This is a genomic window from Phaeovulum veldkampii DSM 11550, assembly GCF_003034995.1.
In the GTDB taxonomy this organism is placed as follows: Bacteria; Pseudomonadota; Alphaproteobacteria; order Rhodobacterales; family Rhodobacteraceae; genus Phaeovulum; species Phaeovulum veldkampii.
In genome coordinates this window covers 64,928-85,886 of sequence record NZ_PZKF01000009.1, presented here as the reverse complement: position 1 = coordinate 85,886, position 20,959 = coordinate 64,928, and the positions used below count along the sequence as shown (strand labels likewise).

Sequence of the window (20,959 nt, the reverse complement as noted above, 5' to 3'; positions counted from 1 at the left end):
GGGGGTGCGGGGGCAGACAGCCCCCGCTCCGGCCTCAGTCGCGCCGCGTCCGGCGAACCTTCCGCGCCACGCCCCGTTCTTTCGCCTTCAGCGCCGCCAGCTTGCGGCTCCCCCTGCGCGGCCCCTTGCCGTGGCGCGGCGCCGAGGGCGCCTGCCCCTCGATCTCCAGCAGTTCCAGCATCAGCCCGCCGGTCATCGGCACCGCCTCGGCCAGCCGCACCGTCACCCGCAAGCCCACCGAAACCACCGCGCCTGTTTCAGACCCGATCAGCGTTTGCGCCTCGCGGTCATAGTGAAAGAACTCGCGCCCGATCTCGCGGATCGGGATCAGGCCGTCGGCGCCGGTCTCCTCCAGCTTCACGAACACGCCAAACCGCTGCACACCGCTGATCCGCCCTGCAAATTCGCTGCCGATCCGGTCCGACAGATAGGCGGCCAGATACCGGTCTGTCGTATCGCGCTCGGCCGCCATACTGCGCCGCTCGGTGTCCGAGATGTGCTGCGCGGTCTCCTCCAGCGTTTCGATATCGTTGGCCGACAGCCCATCCTTGCCCCAGCCATGCCCTGCGATCAGCGCGCGATGCACGATCAGGTCGGAATAGCGCCGAATGGGCGAGGTGAAATGGGCATAAGATCGCAACGCCAGCCCGAAATGGCCCAGATTTGCCGGGTGATAATAGGCCTGCGTCATCGACCGCAGCGTGGTGATGTTCAGCAATTCGTCGAACTCGGTCCCCTCGGCCTGCGCCAGCAGCCGGTTCAGATGCGCGGTCTTCAGCACCTGCCCCTTGGCCAGCGTAAAGCCCGAGGCCTGCGCCACCTCGCGCAGCGCATCCAGCTTTTCAGGGCTGGGTTCTTCGTGCACCCGATACAGCAGTGGGCGGCGCAGGCGCTCCAACTCTTCGGCGGCGGCCACATTGGCCAGCACCATGAATTCCTCGATCAGCTTGTGTGCATCCAGCCGCTCGCGGAACCGCACCGATTGCACCTTGCCATCGTCACCCAGCACGATCCGCCGTTCGGGCAGGTCCAGATCCAGCGGCTGGCGGATCTTGCGCGCAGCGTCCAGCGCTTGCCACGCGGCGTAAAGCGGCGCGATGACCTCGTCCATCATTTCGGCGCAGCGGGGGGTGGGGCTGCCGTCGCGCGCGGCCTGCACCTCTTCATAGGTCAGACTTGCGCCCGACTTCATCAGACCGCGGGTAAAGCGATGCGACAGCTTGTTGCCCGCCGCATCCAGCTTCATGCGCACGGCAAGGCAGGGCCGCGGCACGCCCTCGTGCAGGCTGCACAGATCGCCCGAAAGCCGGTCGGGCAGCATCGGCACCACACGATCGGGAAAATAGGTGGAATTGCCGCGCTTGCGGGCCTCGCGGTCCAGCGCCGAGCCGGGGCGGACATAATGCGCCACATCGGCAATGGCCACCCACAGGATATGCCCGCCGGGGTTCTTCGGGTCATCGTCGGGCTGCGCAAAACAGGCGTCATCGTGATCGCGCGCGTCAGACGGGTCGATGGTGACAAAGGCCAGGCCGCGCAGGTCTTCGCGGTCCTCCAGCCCGGCATGGACCATGCCATCGGCCTCGGCGATCACGGCATCGGGGAAATCGTCGGGGATGCCGTGCTGGTGAATGGCAATCAGCGACACCGCCCGCGGCGCACTGGGGTCGCCCAGCCGCGCAATGATGCGGGCATTGGGCAGGCCCATCCGCTTTGGCCCAACCTGTTCGGCCTCGACCAGTTCGCCGTCGCGCGCGTCATTGGCGGCGTCGGCGGTCACCCGCCATTCGCGGTCTTCGCCCTTGTCGATGGGGGTGATCCGGCCGCCTTCAGCCGATTTGCGAAAGATGCCCACGATCCGGTGTGCGGCCTGCCCGATCCGGCGGATCAGCCGGGCGGTGTAGGCATGATCCTCGCCCGCCACCTCGGCCACGCGCGCCAATATGCGGTCACCCGGCGCCAGCGCCGGGTCATCCTTGCCGGGCACGAACAGCACCCGCGGCGCGGCGCCTTCGCCCTGCCATTCCAGCGGCGTGGCAAACAGATCGCCCGCGGCATCGGGTGGCAAGACCGACAGCAGCGACACCGGTGGCAGCTTGTCGGCCTCGCGGAAGCTGCGACGGCGGCGCGCAACCGCGCCACTGGCCTCCAGTTCTTTCAAAAGCCGCTTCAATTCGATCCGGGCCGCGCCCTTGATGCCGAAGGCCTTGGCGATGTCACGTTTGGAGCTTTCGCCGGGGTGGTCGGCCAGCCAGTCGAGGATCTGCTGTTTGGTAGGGATCTGGGTCATGATCCAGAGGTATCATGCGCGCGGGGCGCCGTCACCGGCAATCCCCGCGGGTCAGGCAAAGTAGCGGGCCAGAATGCGCCCGTAGACCGCCTTCAACGCCGCAATCTGCGCCAACTCGACCCGTTCATCAACCTGATGCATCGTGCGCCCCACCAGCCCGAATTCCACCACCGGGCAATGGTTTTTGACAAAGCGCGCATCCGAGGTGCCGCCCGAGGTGGACAGATCGGGCCGCCGGCCGGTTTCGGCCTGCACCGCATCGGCCACCAGCGCCACGAAATCGCCCGGCGGGGTGACGAAACTTTCTCCTGAAATCTCGCAGCGCAGACCGATCTTCACGCCGGTTTCGGTCTCTACCGCCTCGGCATGGGTGGCCAGCCAATCCGACAGGCTGTTTCCGGTATGTGCATCGTTGAAGCGGATGTTCACCGTGGCACTCGCGCGCGCCGGGATCACATTATTGGCGGGGTTGCCGCAATCAATCGTCGTGATCTGCAACGTCGAGGCATCGAAATGCGCGGTGCCACCATCCAGCGGCCATTCCGTCAGCCGGTCCAGCAGCGCCACCAGCGCGTGCAGCGGGTTTTTCGCGCGGTGCGGATAGGCCGAATGGCCCTGCACGCCTTCGGCGGTGAAATAGCCGGTCATCGACCCGCGGCGACCGATCTTCATCATGTCGCCCAGGGTGTCGGGGCAGGTCGGCTCGCCGACCAGACACACGCTCATCGCCTCGCCCTGCGCCTCCATCCAGTCAAGGATCGCGCGGGTGCCATCTCGGCCCGCGCCTTCCTCGTCACCGGTGATGGTGAGGATCACGGCCCCATCGGGCGGGGTCTGTGTCACGAAATCCACCGCCGCCGCGACAAAGGCCGCCACGCCAGATTTCATGTCGGTGGCGCCGCGGCCCCACAGCCAGCCATCGACAATCTCGGCGCCGAACGGGTCATGCGTCCAGGCCGCGGCATCGCCCACCGGCACCACATCGGTATGGCCGTTGAAGCCAAACGTCTTTGCCGCGCCCTTTTCGCCCCAGCGCGCGAACAGGTTGGGGATGCCGTTGCGATCGACCCGTTGGCAATCGAACCCCGCGCCCTTCAGAACAGACTGCAACAGCACCAGCGCCCCGCCCTCTGCGGGCGTGACAGAAGGGCAGCGGATCAGGTCGGCAGTCAGGCGCACGGGGTCAAGGGGGGCAAAAGTCATCGCAGGCTCCGTCATGGTTGCGCCAGCGATACCCCCGCCGCCCGCCCGACGCAATCGCCACGCAGGGCCAGAATGGCCACGACAGATTGCTTCGCCCACAGCAACCATCGCGAATTTTAATTGCGCTGCAACTGCGAAAGCCCTAAGCACGGGCGATCTGCCGAAGGGAGACCGATTCATGCCGCACGATGGGGCCGTCATGCCGAAAACCGCTGTTCTTTCCGATCTTCTGGCCCTGACCGAGGCCACCCTGCCCGAAGTTGCCGCGCTGACCGAGGCTGCAACTGCCGCACTCGCCGCGCGTGTTACCGAAGGTGGCCGCATCTCGGGTGCTGCCCTTGAGGCCGAGCAGTTCGCCGCCCATGCCCTGTCGTGGCTTGCCACCTACAACGAGGCACTGGCGCAGTTGCGCGCTTGGGCGGGCCGTCTGGCAGAGGCCGGGCAGTTTGGCGAAATGGAAAGCCTGCTGTTGCAGATCGGTTTTGGCGAATATCTGGCACAGATCGCCGGCGGCATCCCGATGAGCCAGAACGAAACTGCCCGCCTGTCGGACCTTGCCCAAAGCTGGGAGCCGAGCGAAGCTGCCGCGACACTGATCGCCTGCGGTAACACCCCCGCCGCCCGCGCCCGTCTGGTCGCACTGATGCGCGACAACCACGGCCGCGCCACCTTTGGCGCCAGTGGGCTGGACGAAGAGCTGGAAATGATCCGCGATCAGTTCCGCCGCTTTGCCGACGACAAGGTGGTGCCCTTCGCCCATGACTGGCACCTCAAGGACGAGCTGATCCCGATGGAGATCATCCGCGAACTGGCGGATCTGGGCGTGTTCGGCCTGACTATTCCCGAAGAATTCGGCGGGCTTGGCCTGACCAAAGCCTCGATGGTCGTGGTGTCGGAAGAACTGTCGCGCGGCTATATCGGCGTGGGGTCACTGGGCACCCGGTCCGAGATTGCGGCCGAATTGATCCTGTGCGGTGGCACGCCGGAGCAAAAGGCGAAATGGCTGCCCGCGCTGGCCTCGGGCGATATCCTGCCCACCGCGGTCTTCACCGAACCCAACACCGGCTCGGATCTGGGCGCCCTGCGCACCCGCGCGGTGAAGGAGGGCGACGATTGGGTGGTGACCGGCAACAAGACCTGGATCACCCACGCCGCGCGCACCCATGTGATGACGCTTCTGGCCCGCACCGACCCCGCCACCACAGACTATCGCGGCCTGTCGATGTTCCTGGCGGAAAAGACGCCGGGCACCGATGACGCCCCCTTCCCCACCCCCGGCATGACCGGTGGCGAGATCGAGGTGCTGGGCTATCGCGGCATGAAGGAATACGAGCTGGGCTTTGACGGCTTCCGCGTGAAGGGTGAAAACCTGCTGGGCGGGGTCGAGGGCCAGGGCTTCAAGCAACTGATGCAGACCTTCGAATCGGCCCGCATCCAGACCGCCGCGCGCGCCGTGGGTGTCGCGCAATCGGCGCTGGAGTCGGGCATGCGCTATGCCGAAGACCGCAAGCAGTTCGGCAAATCGCTGATCGAGTTTCCGCGCGTGGCGGGCAAGCTGGCGATGATGGCGGTGGAAATCATGATCGCCCGGCAACTGACCTACTTCAGCGCCTGGCAGAAAGACCATGACAAGCGCTGCGATCTGGAGGCGGGCATGGCCAAGTTGCTGGGCGCCCGCGTGGCCTGGGCCTGCGCCGACAATGCGCTGCAGATTCACGGCGGCAATGGTTTTGCGCTGGAATATCAGATCAGCCGCATCCTGTGCGATGCGCGGATCCTCAACATCTTTGAGGGTGCGGCCGAGATTCAGGCGCAGGTGATCGCGCGGCGGATGCTGGACAGCCGGGGCTGACGCCCCGCCCCAAAACCGGGAGCCGGGCGGCCCAAGGGGCCGCCCGTTTCACATCCGCCCCAGCATAGCCACCAGCCGTGCGCGTGCCGCGGGCAATGGCCTGTCGCCCAGATCGGGGGCTAGGCGGTGTTCCAGAAAATACCCTGTGGTGATCAGCCCGGCGGCCAGATCGGCCGGGCTGGCAGGCCCCTGCCCCAACAGGCATTCGGGCAACGGCAGCAGCCGGCTGGCCCAATCCCCCGCGCCTGCGCGGCTGACGGCACGGCCGGTGCGCGGGCTGACATGGGCCAGATCGTCCCGGCTGCCAGTCACAGCGCAGCGGGTCAGGTCAAGCCCGTAGCCCAGTTCTTCAAGCAGCAACAGTTCCCAGCGCAGATAGGCCAGCGGCCAGCCGGGTGCTGCGGTGGAGAGCGCATCAAACAGCCCCTCGGAGGCGGACTGGAGGCTTGGGTGTGGCTCGCGTTCGGGCAGCGCAAAGGACAACAGCGCACAGACCGCATTCAGTCCCGCCAGCGCCAGACGATCGCCCAAAACGCCCGCGCGGCTGACCACAGGCTCTACGGTGAAGCTGCCGATGTGGTCTTGGAGCCGCGCGTGCCAGACCAGCGCCACGCGACTGCCCGGTTGCAGCACGGCAGCCATTTTGCGCGAGGCGCCGCCGCGCACCACGCCCGCATGGCGGCCATGGGCTGCGGTGAACACCTCAATGATGGCCGAGGTTTCGCCATGCCCCCGCACCGCCAGGATTGTGCCTTCGTCGCGCCAGTCCATTCCGCCCCCTGCTGGCGCACTATCCCCGGCAGGATCGACCGGCACAACCGGCAGAACGCTCCGCGGGGGATATTTGGGCCAAGATGAAGGGGAAAGGTCAGCGGGCGGCGCGGGCGGGTTTGAAGGGGGCCATCCCGGCACGGGCGAGTTCGTCGGCGCGTTCGTTTTCGGCGTGGCCGGCGTGGCCCTTGATCCAGTGCCAGCGCACCGTGTGGCGTGCCTGCGCGGCATCAAGGCGCAGCCACAGATCCACGTTCTTGACCGGCTTGCGGTCGGCGGTTTTCCAGCCGTTCTTCTTCCAGCCATGAATCCAGGCGGTAACCCCATTCTTCACATAGGCCGAATCGGTGGTGATGGTGATGTCACTGGGCCGCGTCAGCGCCTCAAGCGCATTGATCGCGGCCAGAAGTTCCATCCGGTTGTTCGTCGTCTCGGCCTCGCCGCCCGACAGCTCGCGCTGCTTGACAACGGTTGCGCCTTCCATCGCGCGCACCAGCACACCCCAGCCGCCGGGGCCAGGGTTGCCGGAGCAGGCGCCATCCGTCCAGGCGTGCAGCTCCACCGGTCAGCCCAGCACGACGGGCAGCAGGCAGGCCGCGACCACCGCCGTCAGGCCGATGCGCAGCCGCATCCACCAGGCGGGCGCCAGACCTGCCCAAGCGAAGGCCCAATCCAGCGCCAGAAGGCCCACAAAGCCGGCCAGCAACGCCAGCGCATCCCCCGCCAACCCATCGCCGGGCATGAAGAAGACCCAGATCGCCGGAATGACCGAGACCGCATAGCCCAGAACCGCACGCCAGCCTTGGGCGCGGGTGGCAAAGCCCCACAGAACACCGGACATGAAGGCAAGAATGACCTTGCCCCAGTTGACGATGACCTCGGCGCCCAGATAGGCTGAGCCAAGCGGCTCAAGGCCGATCCCCGCAGGCGGCGGGGCGACCATCGAGGCCACGCCCCAGAGAAACGGAATGAGACCAGAGGCGCCCAGAACCAGGGCTGACAGCGGTATGCGATTGTTCATGCGGGTTCCCTCAATATGCGTGGCACCTTGAATTCGACGGCCTCGCGGGTGGTTTCGACCACATCGAGCGTGACCTCGTAGCGGGCGCGGAAGGCATCGACCACCTCGTTCACCAAAATCTCGGGGGCGCTGGCGCCCGCGGTCACCCCCACGCAGCGCGCGCCATCGAGCGCGGGCCAGTCGATATCGGCGGCGCGCTGCACGAGCTGCGCGTTCGGGCAGCCCGCGGCGCGGCCCACCTCAACCAGGCGGCGTGAATTCGAGGAATTCGGCGCCCCGATCACCACAAGCGCGTCGATTTTTGGTGCGATCGCCTTGACTGCGGCCTGCCGGTTGGTGGTGGCGTAGCAGATGTCTTCGCGCGAGGGACCCGAGATGCCGGGGAAACGGGTTTCGAGTGCGGCGACGATGTCCTTGGTGTCATCGACCGACAGCGTGGTCTGGGTGATGAAGGCCAGCTTCGACGGGTCGCGCGGTTGCAGCCGGGCCACATCTTCGACCGTCTCGATCAGCAGCACCTCCCCCTCGGGCAACTGGCCTATGGTGCCCACGGTTTCGGGGTGACCGGCATGGCCGATCATCACCATTTGCAGGCCCTCCTCGTGGTGGCGCGCGGCCTCCAGATGGACCTTGGTCACCAGCGGGCAGGTGGCATCGACGGCAATCATTTTGCGCCGCTCGGCCTCCTCGGGGACCGATTTCGGCACGCCGTGAGCCGAAAACACCACCGGGCGGTCATTGGGGCAGTCGTCCAGTTCCTCGACAAAGACCGCGCCCTTGGCGGCCAGGCTGTCCACCACGAATTTGTTGTGCACGATCTCATGGCGCACATAGACAGGGGCGCCCCATTTCTCCAGCGCCATTTCGACGATGCGGATCGCGCGGTCAACGCCGGCGCAAAAGCCACGCGGGGCGGCGAGGTAAAGGGTCAGCGGGGGTTTGGGCATCGGTCCGTCCTGTCGTCTGCGCTACGCCCTTCGAGAGGTAAGCCCAGAGGCCCGATCCGTCCAGCCCCCGATGCCCGTGACCAGACGACGCCCCGGCCCGCGCAGGGCCGGGGCCTGTGGTCAGGCGTCGGTGGCACCCGGCTCGATCGGCTCGGGGCGCGGATCGCGTGGAGGGCGGCCGATCACGTCGCGCAGGGCATCAAGTTCGATGAAATTGTCGGCCTGACGGCGCAATTCATCGGCGATCATCGGCGGCTGGCTGCGAATGGTCGAGACAACTGAAACCCGCACCCCCTGCCGTTGCAGGCTTTCCACCAGCGGCCGGAAATCGCCGTCGCCCGAAAACAGCACCGCATGATCAAGCCGAGGGGCAAGTTCCATCGCATCGACGGCCAGTTCGATGTCCATGTTGCCCTTGACCTTCCGGCGGCCAAGCGAATCAGTGTACTCCTTGGCCGGTTTGGTGACCATCGCGTAGCCGTTGTAGTTCAGCCAGTCGACCAGCGGGCGTATTGGGGAATATTCCTCATTCTCCAGCAGCGCGGTGTAGTAAAAGGCTCGCAGCAACTTGCCGCGACGCTCGAATTCCTGGCGCAGAAGCTTGTAATCTATGTCAAATCCAAGCGCCTTGGCCGCTGCGTAGAGGTTCGATCCGTCAATGAACAGCGCCAGCCGTTCGTCCTTGTAAAACATCAAAAGACCCTCTCATAAATCCCGCTGGGTTCTGGCGGCTGATCGCAAAGGGAAACTTGAAAAAAACCGCCGGGGTGCGTCTGTCTGCCGCAACACTACAGGATAATGTCCGGAAAATGAAATCTGCCGAAAAGTATACTGTCGAAATGGACAGAACCACGGCGCTGATCGCGCTGGGGGGCAACCTGCCGGGGCCGGGCCGCACGGTTGCGCAAACGCTGGTTGCGGCGCTGGCGGCGCTGGTGCGCGAGGGGTTCGGTATCGTCGCGGTCAGCCGGTTTCACCGCAGCCCGGCCTATCCGGCGGGGTCGGGGCCGGATTATGTGAACGCCTGCGCGCGGCTGCAAACCGCAGACCTGACCCCCGCCGAGGTTCTGGCGGCGCTGCACCGGGTCGAGGTGGCCTTTGGCCGGAACCGCAGCACCCGATGGGCGGCACGCGGGCTTGACCTTGACCTGCTGGCGATGGGCGACACTATCGCCCCAGACGCGGCCACATTGGCACAGTGGATCGCCCTGCCTCCGACCGATCAGGCCCGCCTTGCCCCCGAAACGCTGATCTTGCCCCATCCGCGGCTGGCCGAGAGGGCCTTTGTGCTGATTCCCCTTTTCGAAATCGCCCCGCGCTGGCGCCACCCCATGCTGGGGCAAAGCGTGGCCGAGATGCTTGCGGCCTTGCCCGCAGCGGAAAAAGCGGCGCTAAGCCCGATCTGCGCCCCGGCTAATGGGGATTCGATGCTTGTCAAGGGAAACACGAGCGCATAGATAGGCGGTTCCACATCTTTTCGGACTGGAGTTGCCGATGGCCCGCGTGACGGTTGAAGATTGCGTTGACAAGGTTCCGAACCGGTTCGAACTGGTCATGCTTGCAGCCCATCGCGCCCGCGAGATCGCTGCCGGCTCGCCGATCACGATCGACCGCGACAATGACAAGAACCCGGTCGTTGCGCTGCGCGAAATCGCCGACGAAACCCAACTGGCCGACGATCTGCGCGAGCGGATGATCGAGAGCAACCAGACCCAGATCGAGGTGGACGAGCCCGAGGATGACTCGATGGCGATGCTGATGTCGGGCGAGGTTGATCGCCCGCGCGACGACGACATGAGCGAAGAGCGCATGCTGCGTGCCCTGATGGATGCGCAGGGCCGCGACTAGGCAAAGACCGGGCACGGGGGACAACGAGCGCGAATGATCGACGTCGAAGACCTGATCGCGCTTGTCCGCAACTATAACCCGCGCGCCAATGCCGACCTGATCCGCCGTGCCTATGCATATGGCAAGCAGATGCACGAGGGCCAGTTCCGCAAATCGGGCGAGCCCTATTTCACCCATCCGGTGGCGGTGGCCGCGATCCTGACCGAACAGCGTCTGGATGACGCCACCATCGTTACCGCCCTGCTTCACGACACCATCGAGGATACCCGGTCCACCTACACCGAGGTGGCGGGGCTCTTCGGCTCCGATGTGGCCGAACTGGTCGATGGCGTGACCAAGCTGACCAACCTGCAACTCTCGTCTTCGGAAAGCAAACAGGCGGAAAATTTCCGCAAGCTGTTCATGGCGATGTCGAAAGACCTGCGGGTGATTCTGGTCAAGCTGGCCGACCGGCTGCACAACATGCGCACGATCCGCAGCATGAAGCCGGAAAAGCAGGCGCAAAAAGCGCGCGAGACGATGGAAATCTATGCGCCGCTGGCGGGCCGCATGGGCATGCAGTGGATGCGCGAGGAACTGGAGGATCTGTCCTTCAAGGTTCTCAACCCCGAGGCGCGCAGTTCGATCATCCGCCGCTTTGTCACGCTGCAAAAGGAAACCGGCGATGTGATACCCAAGATCACTGCCGACATCCGCACCGAACTGGAACGCGCGCAGATCGAGGCCGATGTGTTCGGCCGCGCGAAAAAGCCCTATTCGATCTGGCGCAAGATGCAGGAAAAGCAGCTGAGTTTTTCCAGCCTATCCGACATCTACGGCTTTCGCGTCATCACCCGCAGCGACGCCGACTGTTACCGCGTGCTGGGCGTGATTCATCAGCGCTGGCGCGCGGTGCCGGGGCGGTTCAAGGATTACATCAGCCAGCCGAAATCGAACGGCTACCGGTCCATCCACACCACGGTTTCGGGGCGCGATGGAAAGCGCGTCGAGGTGCAGATCCGCACCCGTCAGATGCACGAGGTGGCCGAGGCGGGCGTTGCTGCGCACTGGTCCTACCGCGAGGGGGTGCGGGTGCAGAACCCGTTTGCGGTGGACCCTGCGCAATGGATCGCGACCCTCACCGAACGCTTTGACGAGGGCGACCACGACGAGTTTCTGGAAAACGTCAAGCTTGAGATGTATTCCGATCAGGTCTTTTGCTTCACGCCCAAGGGCGATGTGGTGCAACTGCCCAAGGGCGCCTCGCCCATCGACTATGCCTATGCAATCCACACCCGGATCGGCAATTCCTGCGTCGGCGCCAAGATCGACGGAATCCGCGTGCCGCTGTGGACCCGGCTGAAAAACGGCCAGAGCGTGGAAATCATCACCGCCGCCGGTCAGCGCCCGCAGGGCACCTGGCTTGACATCGTGGTGACGGGCCGTGCCAAGGCCGCCATTCGCAAATCGCTGCGCGAGGAAGACCGCAGCCGGTTCATCAAGCTGGGCACCGAACTGGCGCGCGTGGCGTTTGAACACGTCGGGCGCAAGGTGTCGGACAAGGCGCTGCGCACCGCGGCCAAAACGCTGGCGCTGTCGGATTCCGACGAGCTTCTGGCACGGCTGGGCAGCGCCGAACTCAGCGCGCGCGAGGTGATCGAGGCAATTTATCCCGAACTTGCAACCGCCCCGGCCGAGGTGGTCGATGCCAAGCGCCCCGTGGTGGGGCTGGCCGCCGACCAAAGCTTTCGCCGCGCGCAGTGCTGCCAGCCCCTGCCGGGCGAGCGGATCGTGGGCATCACCTACCGCGGGCAGGGCGTTATCGTTCACGCCATCGACTGCCCCGCGCTGGCCGAATTTGAAGAACAGCCCCAACGCTGGGTCGATCTGCACTGGCATGCGGGGCGCCATGCCCCGGTCTATTCGGCCAGCCTGAAACTGACCATCTCGAACGATGCCGGTGTGCTGGGGCATATCTGCACCTTGATTGGCCAGCAGAAGGCCAATATCTCGGACCTGCACTTTGCAGATCGCAAGCCCGACTTCTACTCTGTCGTGATCGAGGTCGATTTGCGCGATGTGGAGCATCTGCATACGCTGCTGACGGCGCTTGAAGCCGAAAGCGACGTGGCGCAGGTGGAACGGTATCGCGATCTGTCGCGCAAGCCCTGAGGGCAAGGGAAGGAACGCAACGTGGTCTTCAAGCGGCGCGATAAGCGTCCCTTTCACCGGGTGATGACCGAATCAGTCTGGCCGCGTGGCGGCTGGACGCGTGCCTTTCATTATGTGCGCCACCGCGTTCAACGCCTGCCCGACGATCCGCACCGGATCGCGCGGGGGGTGTTTGCCGGGGTGTTCGTGTCGTTCACGCCGCTGTTCGGTTTTCACTTCCTGTCTGCGGCGACCGTCGCGCTGATCGTGCGGGGCAATATTCTGGCCGCGCTTCTGGCCACGTTCTTTGGTAACCCGATCACCTTCCCGATCATCGCCTATTCCTCGATGAAGCTGGGCAAACGGATGCTGGGCCAGACGTTTGACGAAACGCATCAGGAAACGCTGTTGCAGGCGTTTCTGGGCGCGGGCGAGGATATCAAGCACAACCTGTTCGCCATTTTCACCGATGATGTCACCCAGTGGGGGGCGCTGGCAGCCTTTTTTCACGATGTGTTTCTACCCTATCTGGTCGGCGGCCTGATTCCCGGCATCATCGCGGGGCTGATCTGCTACTACCTGTCGGCGCCGATCATCGCGGCCTATCAGAAACACCGCCGCACCCGGCTGAAAGACCGCTTTGACAAGCTGAAGGCCAAGCTGCAGGCCCGCAAGGAAGAACGGCAAGACAAGATCTGATCGGACCAAGGGGCATTCCGTTTCCTGCGCGCCCGAATTAATCTTGCCCAGCTTGCAGGAGGCCCGAATGACTAACCCCCCCCTTCCGCCCCTCCGTCTAGGGGTCAATATCGACCATGTCGCTACGCTGCGGAACGCCCGCGGCTCGGCCTACCCCGACCCGGTGCGCGCGGCCCTGCTGGCCGAGGACGCGGGCGCTGACGGCATAACCGCGCATCTGCGCGAAGACCGCCGCCACATCCGCGATGACGACATCGCCCGCCTGATCGGTGCGCTGGACCGGCCATTGAACTTTGAAATGGCCGCCACCGCCGAAATGCAGGCCATTGCCCTGCGCCACCGGCCTCATGCCTGCTGCATCGTGCCCGAAAAGCGCGAGGAACGCACGACCGAGGGCGGGCTGGACGTGGCGGGCGACGAATCCCGGCTGGCGGATTTCATCGCACCGCTGCGCGATGCGGGGATTCGCGTGTCCATGTTCATCGGCCATGACACCCGCCAGATCGAGGCGTCGGCCCGGATCGGCGCGGCGGTGGTGGAACTGCACACCGGCCATTACTGCGACCTGCACCACGAGGGCCGTCTGGCCGAACGCGACGCCGAACTGGAGGCGCTGCGGCAGGGCGCGCGGCTGGCCCACAGCCTCGGGCTGGAGGTGCACGCAGGCCACGGGCTGACCTTTGACACGGTGGGCCCCGTCGCCGCCTTCCCCGAACTGCGCGAACTGAACATCGGGCATTTCATCATCGCCGAGGCGGTGTTCATCGGGCTGGAGGCCGCCATCCGGGGGATGCGCGCCAAGATGGATGCAGCGCGGTGAGGCCGCCGCGATGATTCTGGGGATCGGCAGCGATCTGGCCAACATCGACCGCATCGCCCGCACCCTGGACCGGTTCGGCGACCGGTTTCGTACCCGCGTTTTCACCGAAACCGAGATCGCCAAGGCCGAACGCCGCGCCGATACCGCGGGCACCTATGCCAAACGCTGGGCCGCCAAAGAGGCCTGCTCCAAGGCGTTGGGCACCGGGCTGCGCATGGGCATTTCGTGGCGCGACATGGCGGTCAGCAATCTGGACACCGGCCAGCCGGTGATGAACCTGACCGGCTGGGCTGCCGAACGGCTGGCCGCAATGACCCCGGCGGGGCACGAACCGGTGGTGCATGTGACGCTTACCGACGATCACCCCTGGGCGCAGGCCTTTGTGGTGATCGAGGCGCGCCCGCACGCTCCGCCCCCGCTTGCTTGACAGGGCAGCCCGCGCGGCCCATGAAGCGCGGGGTTTCATCGGGCACAGGCGGCACCATGGCAAGCAAGGCAAAAGAGGGTCTGACAGAGACGGTGAAGACCATCGTCTATGCGCTTTTGATCGCGGGCATCTTTCGCACGCTGTTCTTTCAGCCGTTCTGGATTCCCTCGGGGAGCATGAAAGACACGCTGCTGATCGGTGATTTTCTGTTCGTCAACAAGATGGCCTATGGCTATTCGCGCCATTCCTGCCCGTTCTCGATGTGCCCGATCACCGGGCGCATCCTCGCCAGCGAACCCGAGCGCGGCGATGTGGCGGTGTTTCGCCACCCAACCCGCGGGGTCGATTTCATCAAGCGCGTGATCGGCCTGCCGGGCGACACGATCCAGATGAAAGACGGTGTGCTCCACATCAACGGCGCGCCGGTGCAACTGGCCGATGCCCCGCCCTTTCTCGAAACCAAGGACTTGCAGGGCCCGCAGCGCCTGATGCCACGCTGCGCCAATGACCCGGTGGGCCGCGGCGGGCAGTGCGCGAAAGAGCGCAAGATCGAAACGCTGCCCAATGGCGCCAGCCATTCGATCCTGAACATCACCGACGGGTGGGTGGCAGATGACACCCCGGTCTTTACCGTGCCCGAGGGGCAGTATTTCTTCATGGGCGACAACCGCGACAATTCCGAAGACAGCCGCTTTGCTGCCGCTGCCGGCGGGCTTGGCATGGTGCCGGCCGAATTCCTGATCGGCCGCGCCGACCGGATCATGTTCTCTTCGGCGGGCCGTTCGCTGTTCTTTGTCTGGACCTGGCGTCCTGACCGTTTCTTCAAGGCGGTCGAGTGAAACTGAGCGCCGACATTCTCGCCTTTCAGGTGCGTCTGGGGCATGTTTTTGCCCAGCCCGACATTCTGATGCGGGCGCTGACCCATGCCTCGATCTCCTCCGCCACCCGGCCTGACAACCAGCGGCTGGAGTTTTTGGGCGACCGGGTTCTGGGGCTAGTGCTGGCCGAAACCCTGCTGGAGGCCGACCGCCGCGCGACCGAGGGGCAACTGGCACCGCGCTTCAACGCGCTGGTGCGCAAGGAAACCTGCGCCGATGTGGCGCGCCAGATCGACCTTGGCGCGGTGCTGAAACTGGGCCGGTCCGAAATGATGACCGGCGGGCGCCGCAAAGAGGCGCTGCTGGGCGACGCGATGGAGGCGGTGATCGCCGCCGTCTACCTTGACGCAGGCTTTGTTGCGGCGCGCGATCTGGTGCTGCGGCTTTGGGGCGAGCGGATCGGCGCGGTGGCCGAAGATGCGCGCGACGCCAAGACCAGCCTTCAGGAATGGGCACAGGCGCGCGGCCTGCCGCCCCCCTCTTATGTTGAAATCGCCCGCGACGGCCCCGATCATGCGCCGCAGTTCACAATCGAGGTGCGACTGGCCTCGGGGCAGGCCGAACGCGCCCGCGCGGGGGCCAAGCGGCAGGCCGAACAGGCCGCCGCCCGCGCCCTGCTGACCCGGATGGAGAACGCCGATGACTGAGATGACCGAGCCGACCCGTGCGGGCTTTGTCGCGTTGATCGGCGAGCCGAATGCCGGCAAATCGACGCTGCTGAACCGGATGGTGGGTGCGAAAGTGTCGATCGTCACCCACAAGGTGCAGACCACCCGTGCCCGCATTCGTGGCGTGGCAATGGAGGGGCAGGCGCAGATCGTCTTTGTCGATACACCGGGCCTGTTTCGCCCGCGCCGCAGGCTCGACCGTGCGATGGTCGCCGCGGCCTGGGGCGGGGCGGCGGATGCCGATGTGATCGTGCTGCTGATCGAGGCGCATCGCGGCCTGACCGAGGGGGTGCAAAACATCCTCGCTACGCTGAAGGATCGTGTCGGCGACCGCCCGGTGGCACTGGCCATCAACAAGATCGACCGGGTCAAGGCCGAAACCCTGCTGGCGCTGGCCGAAAAGATGAACGCGGCTTTTCCCTTTACACGCACATTCATGATTTCCGCCGAAAAAGGCTATGGCGTGGCTGATCTACGCGAATGGCTGGCGGCGCGCCTGCCCGAAGGCCCGTGGTTCTACCCCGAAGACCAGATTGCCGATCTGCCGATGCGCCAGATCGCGGCCGAGATCACCCGCGAAAAGCTGACCCTGCGCCTGCATGAAGAATTGCCCTATCAACTGACCGTCGAGACCGAAAACTGGGAGGACCGTCCTGACGGATCGACCCGGATCGACCAGTTGGTCTATGTCGCGCGCGACGGCCACAAGGGCATCGTGCTGGGCCATGGCGGCGAGACGATCAAGGCCATCGGTCAGGCCGCCCGCGCCGAGATTGCCGAATTCGTCGGCCACCCCGTGCATCTGTTCTTGCAGGTGAAGGTGCGCCCGAACTGGCTGGAAGAGGCCGAGCGCTATTCGGAAATGGGGCTCGATTTCAAGGATGGCGACTGAGCCACGCCTGACCGCGGATTTCTGGGTCCGCGCCTATCTGGCGCGGCTGGGTCTGGCCGACATCCCCGCCTACGTCACGCATCGGGGCGATGCCGTCGCCGGTGCCGTGCTGGTCAAATGCGCAACACTTGATGGCCGCGCCCGCACCTTTCAGCGCAGCTTTGACCTGATGACAGGCAACCGCGCCTGGGTCTCGCTGAGCGAGGGCGCCGAGCCGGAGGTTGACGCCCTGATCGCCCGCCAGCGCGCCCGCGACCCCGATCTGTGGGTGGTCGAGATAGAGAGCCGTGACGGGCGCACCCTGCTCGACGAGCCGGGCCTGAGCGATTAGCCCGGATCAATCAGCCGCGCGTCCCAATCGCCCGACCCCACCTTTTGCCGCAACAGCGACAGGACCAGATCGCGTGTCACCTCGGTCGCCCGTGTCGGCGGGCGATCCTCGCGCTCGCACAGATAAAGCCTGCGCCACAATTCGGGCGCCTCAATCGGGCGGGCGCGGAAATGCCCGGCAACCAGATGATCGCGCATCAGAAAGGCCGGCCCCACCAGGCAGCCCAGCCCCGCCTGCAACGCGCCTGCGATGGCCACGATCGAGTTCAGTTGCAACTGTGCCCGCTCCTCCAGCCGGCGCAGCAGCACCGCATCATCGGTCACGGCACGGGCCGAGGCACCGCGCCGCAACAGGATGATCGGAAAATCCAGAACCTCGTCAAAGTTCAGCGGCGCGTCGCTGTTGCCGATCACATCGGCGCGGCCCAGACAGACCAGACGTTCCTCCAGCACCGGGCGGGCGCGCAGGCCGGGGGTGGCGGGCGGGTTGTAGACCAGCGCCATATCGACCTCGGAGGCGAGCAGGTGAACCAGGGTTGACCCCAAAAGCCCCTCGGTCAGCGATAGCCGCAGCCGCGGATAATCGCGCAGCACATGACGCACCAGATCGACCCCGATCGCCTTCACGACCGAATGCGCCATGCCGACCGACACCTCGCCCGCCACATCCTCGACGATGCTGGAAATGTCGCGCTCGGCGGCCTCCAGCGCGCGCAGGATTGCGCGGGCATGGGGGTAAAGCCGCTCACCCGCCGCGGTGGGCGTCATGCCGCGCGGCTTGCGGGTGAACAGCGCAGTGCCCAGTTCGGCCTCAAGATTGGCCAAATGATAGCTGAGCGCCGATACCGCCGTGCGTTCCTGATCTGCGGCCCCGGTCAGCGTGCCCTGATCGTGGATGGCGACGAAATAGCGAAGCTGGCGCGTGTCCATATCGTTCCATTTTTTCGAACGCAGATTGATAAATATTATAATTTCCTGAGGATAACAGCAAGTCTAAGGTCTGAATTGCGGCACTCCGTGGAGGAATGGGTATGACATCAGATTTTGCGCCACTGGCCGGGGTTCGCGTTGTCGAGATGAGCCACATGATCATGGGGCCGTCCTGCGGCATGTTTCTGGGCTTTCTGGGTGCCGAGGTGATCAAGGTCGAACCGCCCGCGGGCGACAAGACGCGCGCCCTGTCGGGCATGGGGCGGCCGTTCTTTCCGCTGTTCAACCGCGGCAAGAAATCGGTCCGGCTGGATCTGAAATCCGAGGCCGGACGGGTGGCGCTGGACCGGCTTCTGGCCACGGCCGATGTGTTCGTTGAAAACTTCCGCGATGCATCACTGGCCGGAATGGGCGCCGATCTGGCCGATCTGCACCGTCGCTTTCCGCGGCTGATCCTTGCCTCGCACAAGGGCTTTTTGTCGGGGCCCTACGAAAACCGCACCGCGCTGGATGAAGTGGTGCAGATGATGACCGGGCTTGCCTACATGACCGGCCCCAGCGGACGGCCCTTGCGGGTGGGGTCGTCTGTCAATGACATCATGGGCGGGCTGTTTGGTGCACTGTCGGTGGTCGCGGCGCTGCGCGAGCGCGACCACACCGGGCAGGGCCATGCCATCCGCATCGGGCTGTTTGAAAACTGCCTGCTTCTGGTGGCACAGCACATGGTGCAATTCGATCTGGAGGGTCACGACGCAGCGCCAATGCCCGAGCGCGATTTTTCCTGGCCGGTTTATGACATCTTCACCACCGCCGATCATCAGCCGATCTTTGTGGGGGCCGTGACCGAAGGGCAATGGGGCGCCCTATGCGGTTTTCTGGGGCTGGACGATCTGCTCGACGACCCCGGCCTGCAAACCAAAATGGACCAGATCAACGCCCGCGACCGCACCGTTCCGATGGTGGCGCAGGCGATTTCGCGCTGGCGCAAGGCGGCGCTGGTGGCCGAGTTTGAACGGATGGGCATCCCTTTTGCGCCGATCTCGAAACCCTCGGACATGTATTCCGATCCGCATGTAATGCGCCCCGGCGGGCTGACCACCTCGCATCTGCCGACGGGCGAGACATTCCGCGCGCCCTCGCTGCCGTTCGAGGTTGATGGACAGATGATCACCGGCGGCGGCGATGTGCCCAGCATCGGCCAGGATACGGTCGAGGTGCTGTCGGCACTGGGGTTGAATGCGGCGATGATCGCGGCGGCCAGCGGGGGTGCGACATGACCCGCACCGGGCTTTACCCCGCCGACCGGGTAACGCTGCGCGAGGTCGGGCTGCGCGACGGGCTGCAACTGGTCAAGTCCTTCCCCGGCACCGCCGCCAAGATCGACTGGCTGAGCCGCGAACATGCCGCCGGGGTGCGCTATTTCGAATTGGGTTCGTTCCTGCCTGCCGCCCGCTTCCCGCAGTTTGCCGACCTGCCCGATCTGATCACCGCAGCCTGCGCCCTGCCCGGCGCTGTCACCGCGGCGCTGACGCTGAACGAACGCGGGGTCGAGGCTGGGCTGGTCTCGGGGGTGAATGAGGTGGTCTGCGTCGTTTCCGCCACCGAAGAGCACAGTCAGGCCAACATCCGAAAGTCTTGCGCCGAATCGGTCGCGCTGGTCACCCGCGCAGCGGCGCTGCGCGCGGCCAGCGGCGGCGATGTGCTCATCAACGTCGGAATCGCCATGAGCTTCGGCTGCTCGATCGCCGGACAGGTGGCCCCGGCGCAGGTGCTGCGGCTGGCCGAGGCCTGCCTTGCGGCGGGCGCCGATATCATCGGCATTGCCGATACCGTGGGCTATGCCGGCCCGCGCGAGGTGGCGGCGCTGTGCGATGGCATGGCGCGGCTGTGCGGGCCGCGGCCCTTCATCGTGCATCTGCACGACACGCGGGGCCTTGGCCTCGCCAACGCCGCAGCCGCGCTGGACCATGGCGCGCAGGTTCTGGATGGCGCGCTGGGGGGGCTGGGCGGCTGCCCCTTCGCACCCGGCGCCACCGGCAATGTGGCATTCGAGGATCTGGCCTACCTGTGCGAGCGGATGGGCTTTGCCACCGGCATCGACATCGCCGCGCTGGCCGCGATCCGTGATATTCTGATGCGCGAGATGCCCGAAGAACAGCTTTACGGCGCAGTGTCCCGAACCGGGCCACCGCGCAACATCGACTGGCGCGCCTGAGCCCCGCAGAAGGGCCACGCGCCAACATCGCAACGGGAGGAGAAGACAATGACCAGAACCGCTATCGCCGCACTCTTGGCCGGCAGCGCCTGTGCCGGGGTCGCCCAGGCCGAGGCCACCGTGATGCGCTGCAGCCACCAGTTACCGCCCGCCCACCACATCGCCCTTGTGGTGGACCAATGGGCCGCCGAGGTGGAGACCCTTTCAAACGGCGAAATCGACGTGCAGGTGTTCGGCGCCGACAGCCTCGTGAAGGCCAACGACAACATTCTGGCGGTGGCCAAGGGCGATATCGAATGCGCCTTTTCGCTGAACTTCCAGTGGGGCAAGACGCTGCCGATCATGAATGTGACGGTAGGACCCTACACCATGTCGTCGATTGAGGCGTGGAAGAAATGGCCCACCTCCGAGGCGGCGGCCTACCTGGAGGACAAGCTGTCCGAAAAGGGCGTGAAAAACGTCGCCTGGATGTTCCAGACCAACGTGTCGGTCTTTACGTCAAAGGGCAAATTCTTGCAGACCCCGGCCGATTTCCAGGGCCTCAAGATGCGGGGCCTTGGCCCGGCCTTTGACAAGGGGCTTGAGGCGATGGGCGCCACCACCGTGTCCATGCCCGGCTCCGAGGTCTATCAGGCGCTGGCCACGGGGGTGATCGACGCCGCAGTGACAGATGTCGCCGCCGCATGGTCGCGCAAGTATTACGAGGTGCAGGATCATTTCGTCGTGGTGCCGGTGCTGGCGGCCTATCTGCACGGCTATGTCACACCCGCGTTCCATGACGGGCTGACCGATCCACAAAAAGCGGCACTGAAAAAGGCGGGCGAAAAGGCTGCGGGCTGGGCGATCGAGGCCTCTATCGAAGCTTCGGCGGCGGCCCCCGATCAGCTTGCCTCGAAGGGGGTGCAGGTGCATATCGCCACCGATGCCGAGAACGAAGCATTCAAGGCGGTGATGCAGCCCGCCTTCGCCGCGGGCTTTGAGCAAGAAACGGGCGCCGAGGGCAAGGAGTTGCTTGACCTGATCGCCAAGCTTCAGTGA

At 65.4% G+C, this 20,959-nt stretch carries 22 protein-coding genes; 14 read left to right on the top strand and 8 right to left on the bottom strand.

What is annotated here, in order from left to right:
* Window positions 1-34 precede the first annotated feature (34 nt).
* A complete protein-coding gene (gene rnr, locus C5F46_RS05745; protein WP_107324405.1) occupies window positions 35-2,290 on the bottom strand; it encodes a ribonuclease R in 2,256 nt (751 codons plus the stop codon).
* A 51-nt stretch (window positions 2,291-2,341) separates the two neighbouring features.
* Window positions 2,342-3,493: a succinyl-diaminopimelate desuccinylase gene (dapE, locus tag C5F46_RS05740; RefSeq protein WP_107324404.1), complete on the bottom strand. Its 1,152-nt coding sequence runs from the start codon at window positions 3,491-3,493 to the stop codon at window positions 2,342-2,344.
* A 178-nt stretch (window positions 3,494-3,671) separates the two neighbouring features.
* Here dapE and C5F46_RS05735 point away from each other — a divergent pair, with 178 nt between their 5' ends.
* Window positions 3,672-5,345, top strand: coding sequence for an acyl-CoA dehydrogenase family protein (locus C5F46_RS05735; protein ID WP_107324403.1), 1,674 nt, complete (start codon window positions 3,672-3,674; stop codon window positions 5,343-5,345).
* 48 nt (window positions 5,346-5,393) lie between these two features.
* On the opposite strand, the gene recO is transcribed toward C5F46_RS05735, so the two are convergent.
* From recO to C5F46_RS05710, 5 genes are all read right to left on the bottom strand, one after another.
* Window positions 5,394-6,116: a DNA repair protein RecO gene (gene recO / locus C5F46_RS05730; protein ID WP_107324402.1), complete on the bottom strand. Its 723-nt coding sequence runs from the start codon at window positions 6,114-6,116 to the stop codon at window positions 5,394-5,396.
* Window positions 6,117-6,213: 97 nt separating this feature from the next.
* Window positions 6,214-6,678 carry a ribonuclease HI gene (gene rnhA / locus C5F46_RS05725; RefSeq protein WP_107324401.1) on the bottom strand — a complete coding sequence of 155 codons (465 nt, stop codon included), beginning with the start codon at window positions 6,676-6,678 and terminating at the stop codon, window positions 6,214-6,216.
* Between the two features lie 3 nt (window positions 6,679-6,681).
* Window positions 6,682-7,137, bottom strand: a complete 456-nt coding sequence (locus C5F46_RS05720) for a DUF3429 domain-containing protein (protein ID WP_107324400.1) — start codon at window positions 7,135-7,137, stop codon at window positions 6,682-6,684.
* Window positions 7,134-8,084 (bottom strand): 4-hydroxy-3-methylbut-2-enyl diphosphate reductase, encoded by a 951-nt coding sequence (gene ispH / locus C5F46_RS05715; protein WP_107324399.1) that lies wholly within the window; start codon window positions 8,082-8,084, stop codon window positions 7,134-7,136. Before ispH ends, C5F46_RS05720 begins: the two co-directional genes overlap by 4 nt.
* Window positions 8,085-8,204: 120 nt before the next feature.
* Window positions 8,205-8,777, bottom strand: a complete 573-nt coding sequence (locus C5F46_RS05710; RefSeq protein ID WP_107324398.1) for a LabA-like NYN domain-containing protein — start codon at window positions 8,775-8,777, stop codon at window positions 8,205-8,207.
* Window positions 8,778-8,893: 116 nt separating this feature from the next.
* Between C5F46_RS05710 and folK the strand changes: the two genes are divergently transcribed.
* The 10 genes from folK (at window position 8,894) to C5F46_RS05660 (ending at window position 16,777) form a co-directional block, all read left to right on the top strand.
* Window positions 8,894-9,541 (top strand): 2-amino-4-hydroxy-6-hydroxymethyldihydropteridine diphosphokinase, encoded by a 648-nt coding sequence (gene folK, locus C5F46_RS05705; RefSeq protein ID WP_235820092.1) that lies wholly within the window; start codon window positions 8,894-8,896, stop codon window positions 9,539-9,541.
* 37 nt (window positions 9,542-9,578) lie between these two features.
* Window positions 9,579-9,932 carry a DNA-directed RNA polymerase subunit omega gene (gene rpoZ, locus C5F46_RS05700; RefSeq protein ID WP_107324397.1) on the top strand — a complete coding sequence of 118 codons (354 nt, stop codon included), beginning with the start codon at window positions 9,579-9,581 and terminating at the stop codon, window positions 9,930-9,932.
* A gap of 33 nt (window positions 9,933-9,965) precedes the next feature.
* A complete protein-coding gene (locus tag C5F46_RS05695; RefSeq protein WP_107324396.1) occupies window positions 9,966-12,083 on the top strand; it encodes a RelA/SpoT family protein in 2,118 nt (705 codons plus the stop codon).
* A gap of 63 nt (window positions 12,084-12,146) precedes the next feature.
* On the top strand, window positions 12,147-12,761 hold the full coding sequence (locus C5F46_RS05690; protein WP_207186774.1) for a DUF2062 domain-containing protein: 615 nt from the start codon (window positions 12,147-12,149) through the stop codon (window positions 12,759-12,761).
* A 67-nt stretch (window positions 12,762-12,828) separates the two neighbouring features.
* Complete coding sequence (locus C5F46_RS05685) at window positions 12,829-13,581, top strand: pyridoxine 5'-phosphate synthase (RefSeq protein WP_107324394.1); 753 nt, start codon at window positions 12,829-12,831, stop codon at window positions 13,579-13,581.
* Window positions 13,582-13,591: 10 nt separating this feature from the next.
* The gene (gene acpS, locus C5F46_RS05680; RefSeq protein WP_107324420.1) at window positions 13,592-14,008 is read left to right on the top strand and encodes a holo-ACP synthase; all 417 of its coding nucleotides are present in this window, start codon (window positions 13,592-13,594) and stop codon (window positions 14,006-14,008) included.
* Between the two features lie 56 nt (window positions 14,009-14,064).
* Complete coding sequence (gene lepB, locus C5F46_RS05675; protein ID WP_107324419.1) at window positions 14,065-14,847, top strand: signal peptidase I; 783 nt, start codon at window positions 14,065-14,067, stop codon at window positions 14,845-14,847.
* Window positions 14,844-15,533, top strand: a complete 690-nt coding sequence (gene rnc / locus C5F46_RS05670) for a ribonuclease III (protein ID WP_107324393.1) — start codon at window positions 14,844-14,846, stop codon at window positions 15,531-15,533. Before lepB ends, rnc begins: the two co-directional genes overlap by 4 nt.
* Window position 15,534: 1 nt before the next feature.
* Window positions 15,535-16,446, top strand: a complete 912-nt coding sequence (era, locus tag C5F46_RS05665; protein WP_107324392.1) for a GTPase Era — start codon at window positions 15,535-15,537, stop codon at window positions 16,444-16,446.
* On the top strand, window positions 16,436-16,777 hold the full coding sequence (locus C5F46_RS05660; protein ID WP_107324391.1) for a DUF1491 family protein: 342 nt from the start codon (window positions 16,436-16,438) through the stop codon (window positions 16,775-16,777). The genes era and C5F46_RS05660 overlap by 11 nt, the downstream gene beginning before the upstream one ends.
* Here the strand turns inward: C5F46_RS05660 and C5F46_RS05655 are convergent.
* Entirely contained in the window at window positions 16,774-17,706 is a 933-nt protein-coding gene (locus C5F46_RS05655) for a LysR family transcriptional regulator (protein ID WP_107324390.1), read from the bottom strand. The two genes, C5F46_RS05660 and C5F46_RS05655, sit on opposite strands and share 4 nt — an antisense overlap.
* Before the next feature lie 101 nt (window positions 17,707-17,807).
* On the opposite strand from C5F46_RS05655, the gene C5F46_RS05650 reads away from it, so the two are divergent.
* From C5F46_RS05650 to dctP, 3 genes are read left to right on the top strand one after another with little or no spacing between them, the layout of a single operon-like run.
* Window positions 17,808-18,983, top strand: coding sequence for a CaiB/BaiF CoA transferase family protein (locus tag C5F46_RS05650; protein ID WP_107324389.1), 1,176 nt, complete (start codon window positions 17,808-17,810; stop codon window positions 18,981-18,983).
* On the top strand, window positions 18,980-19,921 hold the full coding sequence (locus C5F46_RS05645) for a beta/alpha barrel domain-containing protein (protein ID WP_107324388.1): 942 nt from the start codon (window positions 18,980-18,982) through the stop codon (window positions 19,919-19,921). Before C5F46_RS05650 ends, C5F46_RS05645 begins: the two co-directional genes overlap by 4 nt.
* 48 nt (window positions 19,922-19,969) lie before the next feature.
* Complete coding sequence (gene dctP, locus C5F46_RS05640) at window positions 19,970-20,959, top strand: TRAP transporter substrate-binding protein DctP (RefSeq protein WP_107324387.1); 990 nt, start codon at window positions 19,970-19,972, stop codon at window positions 20,957-20,959.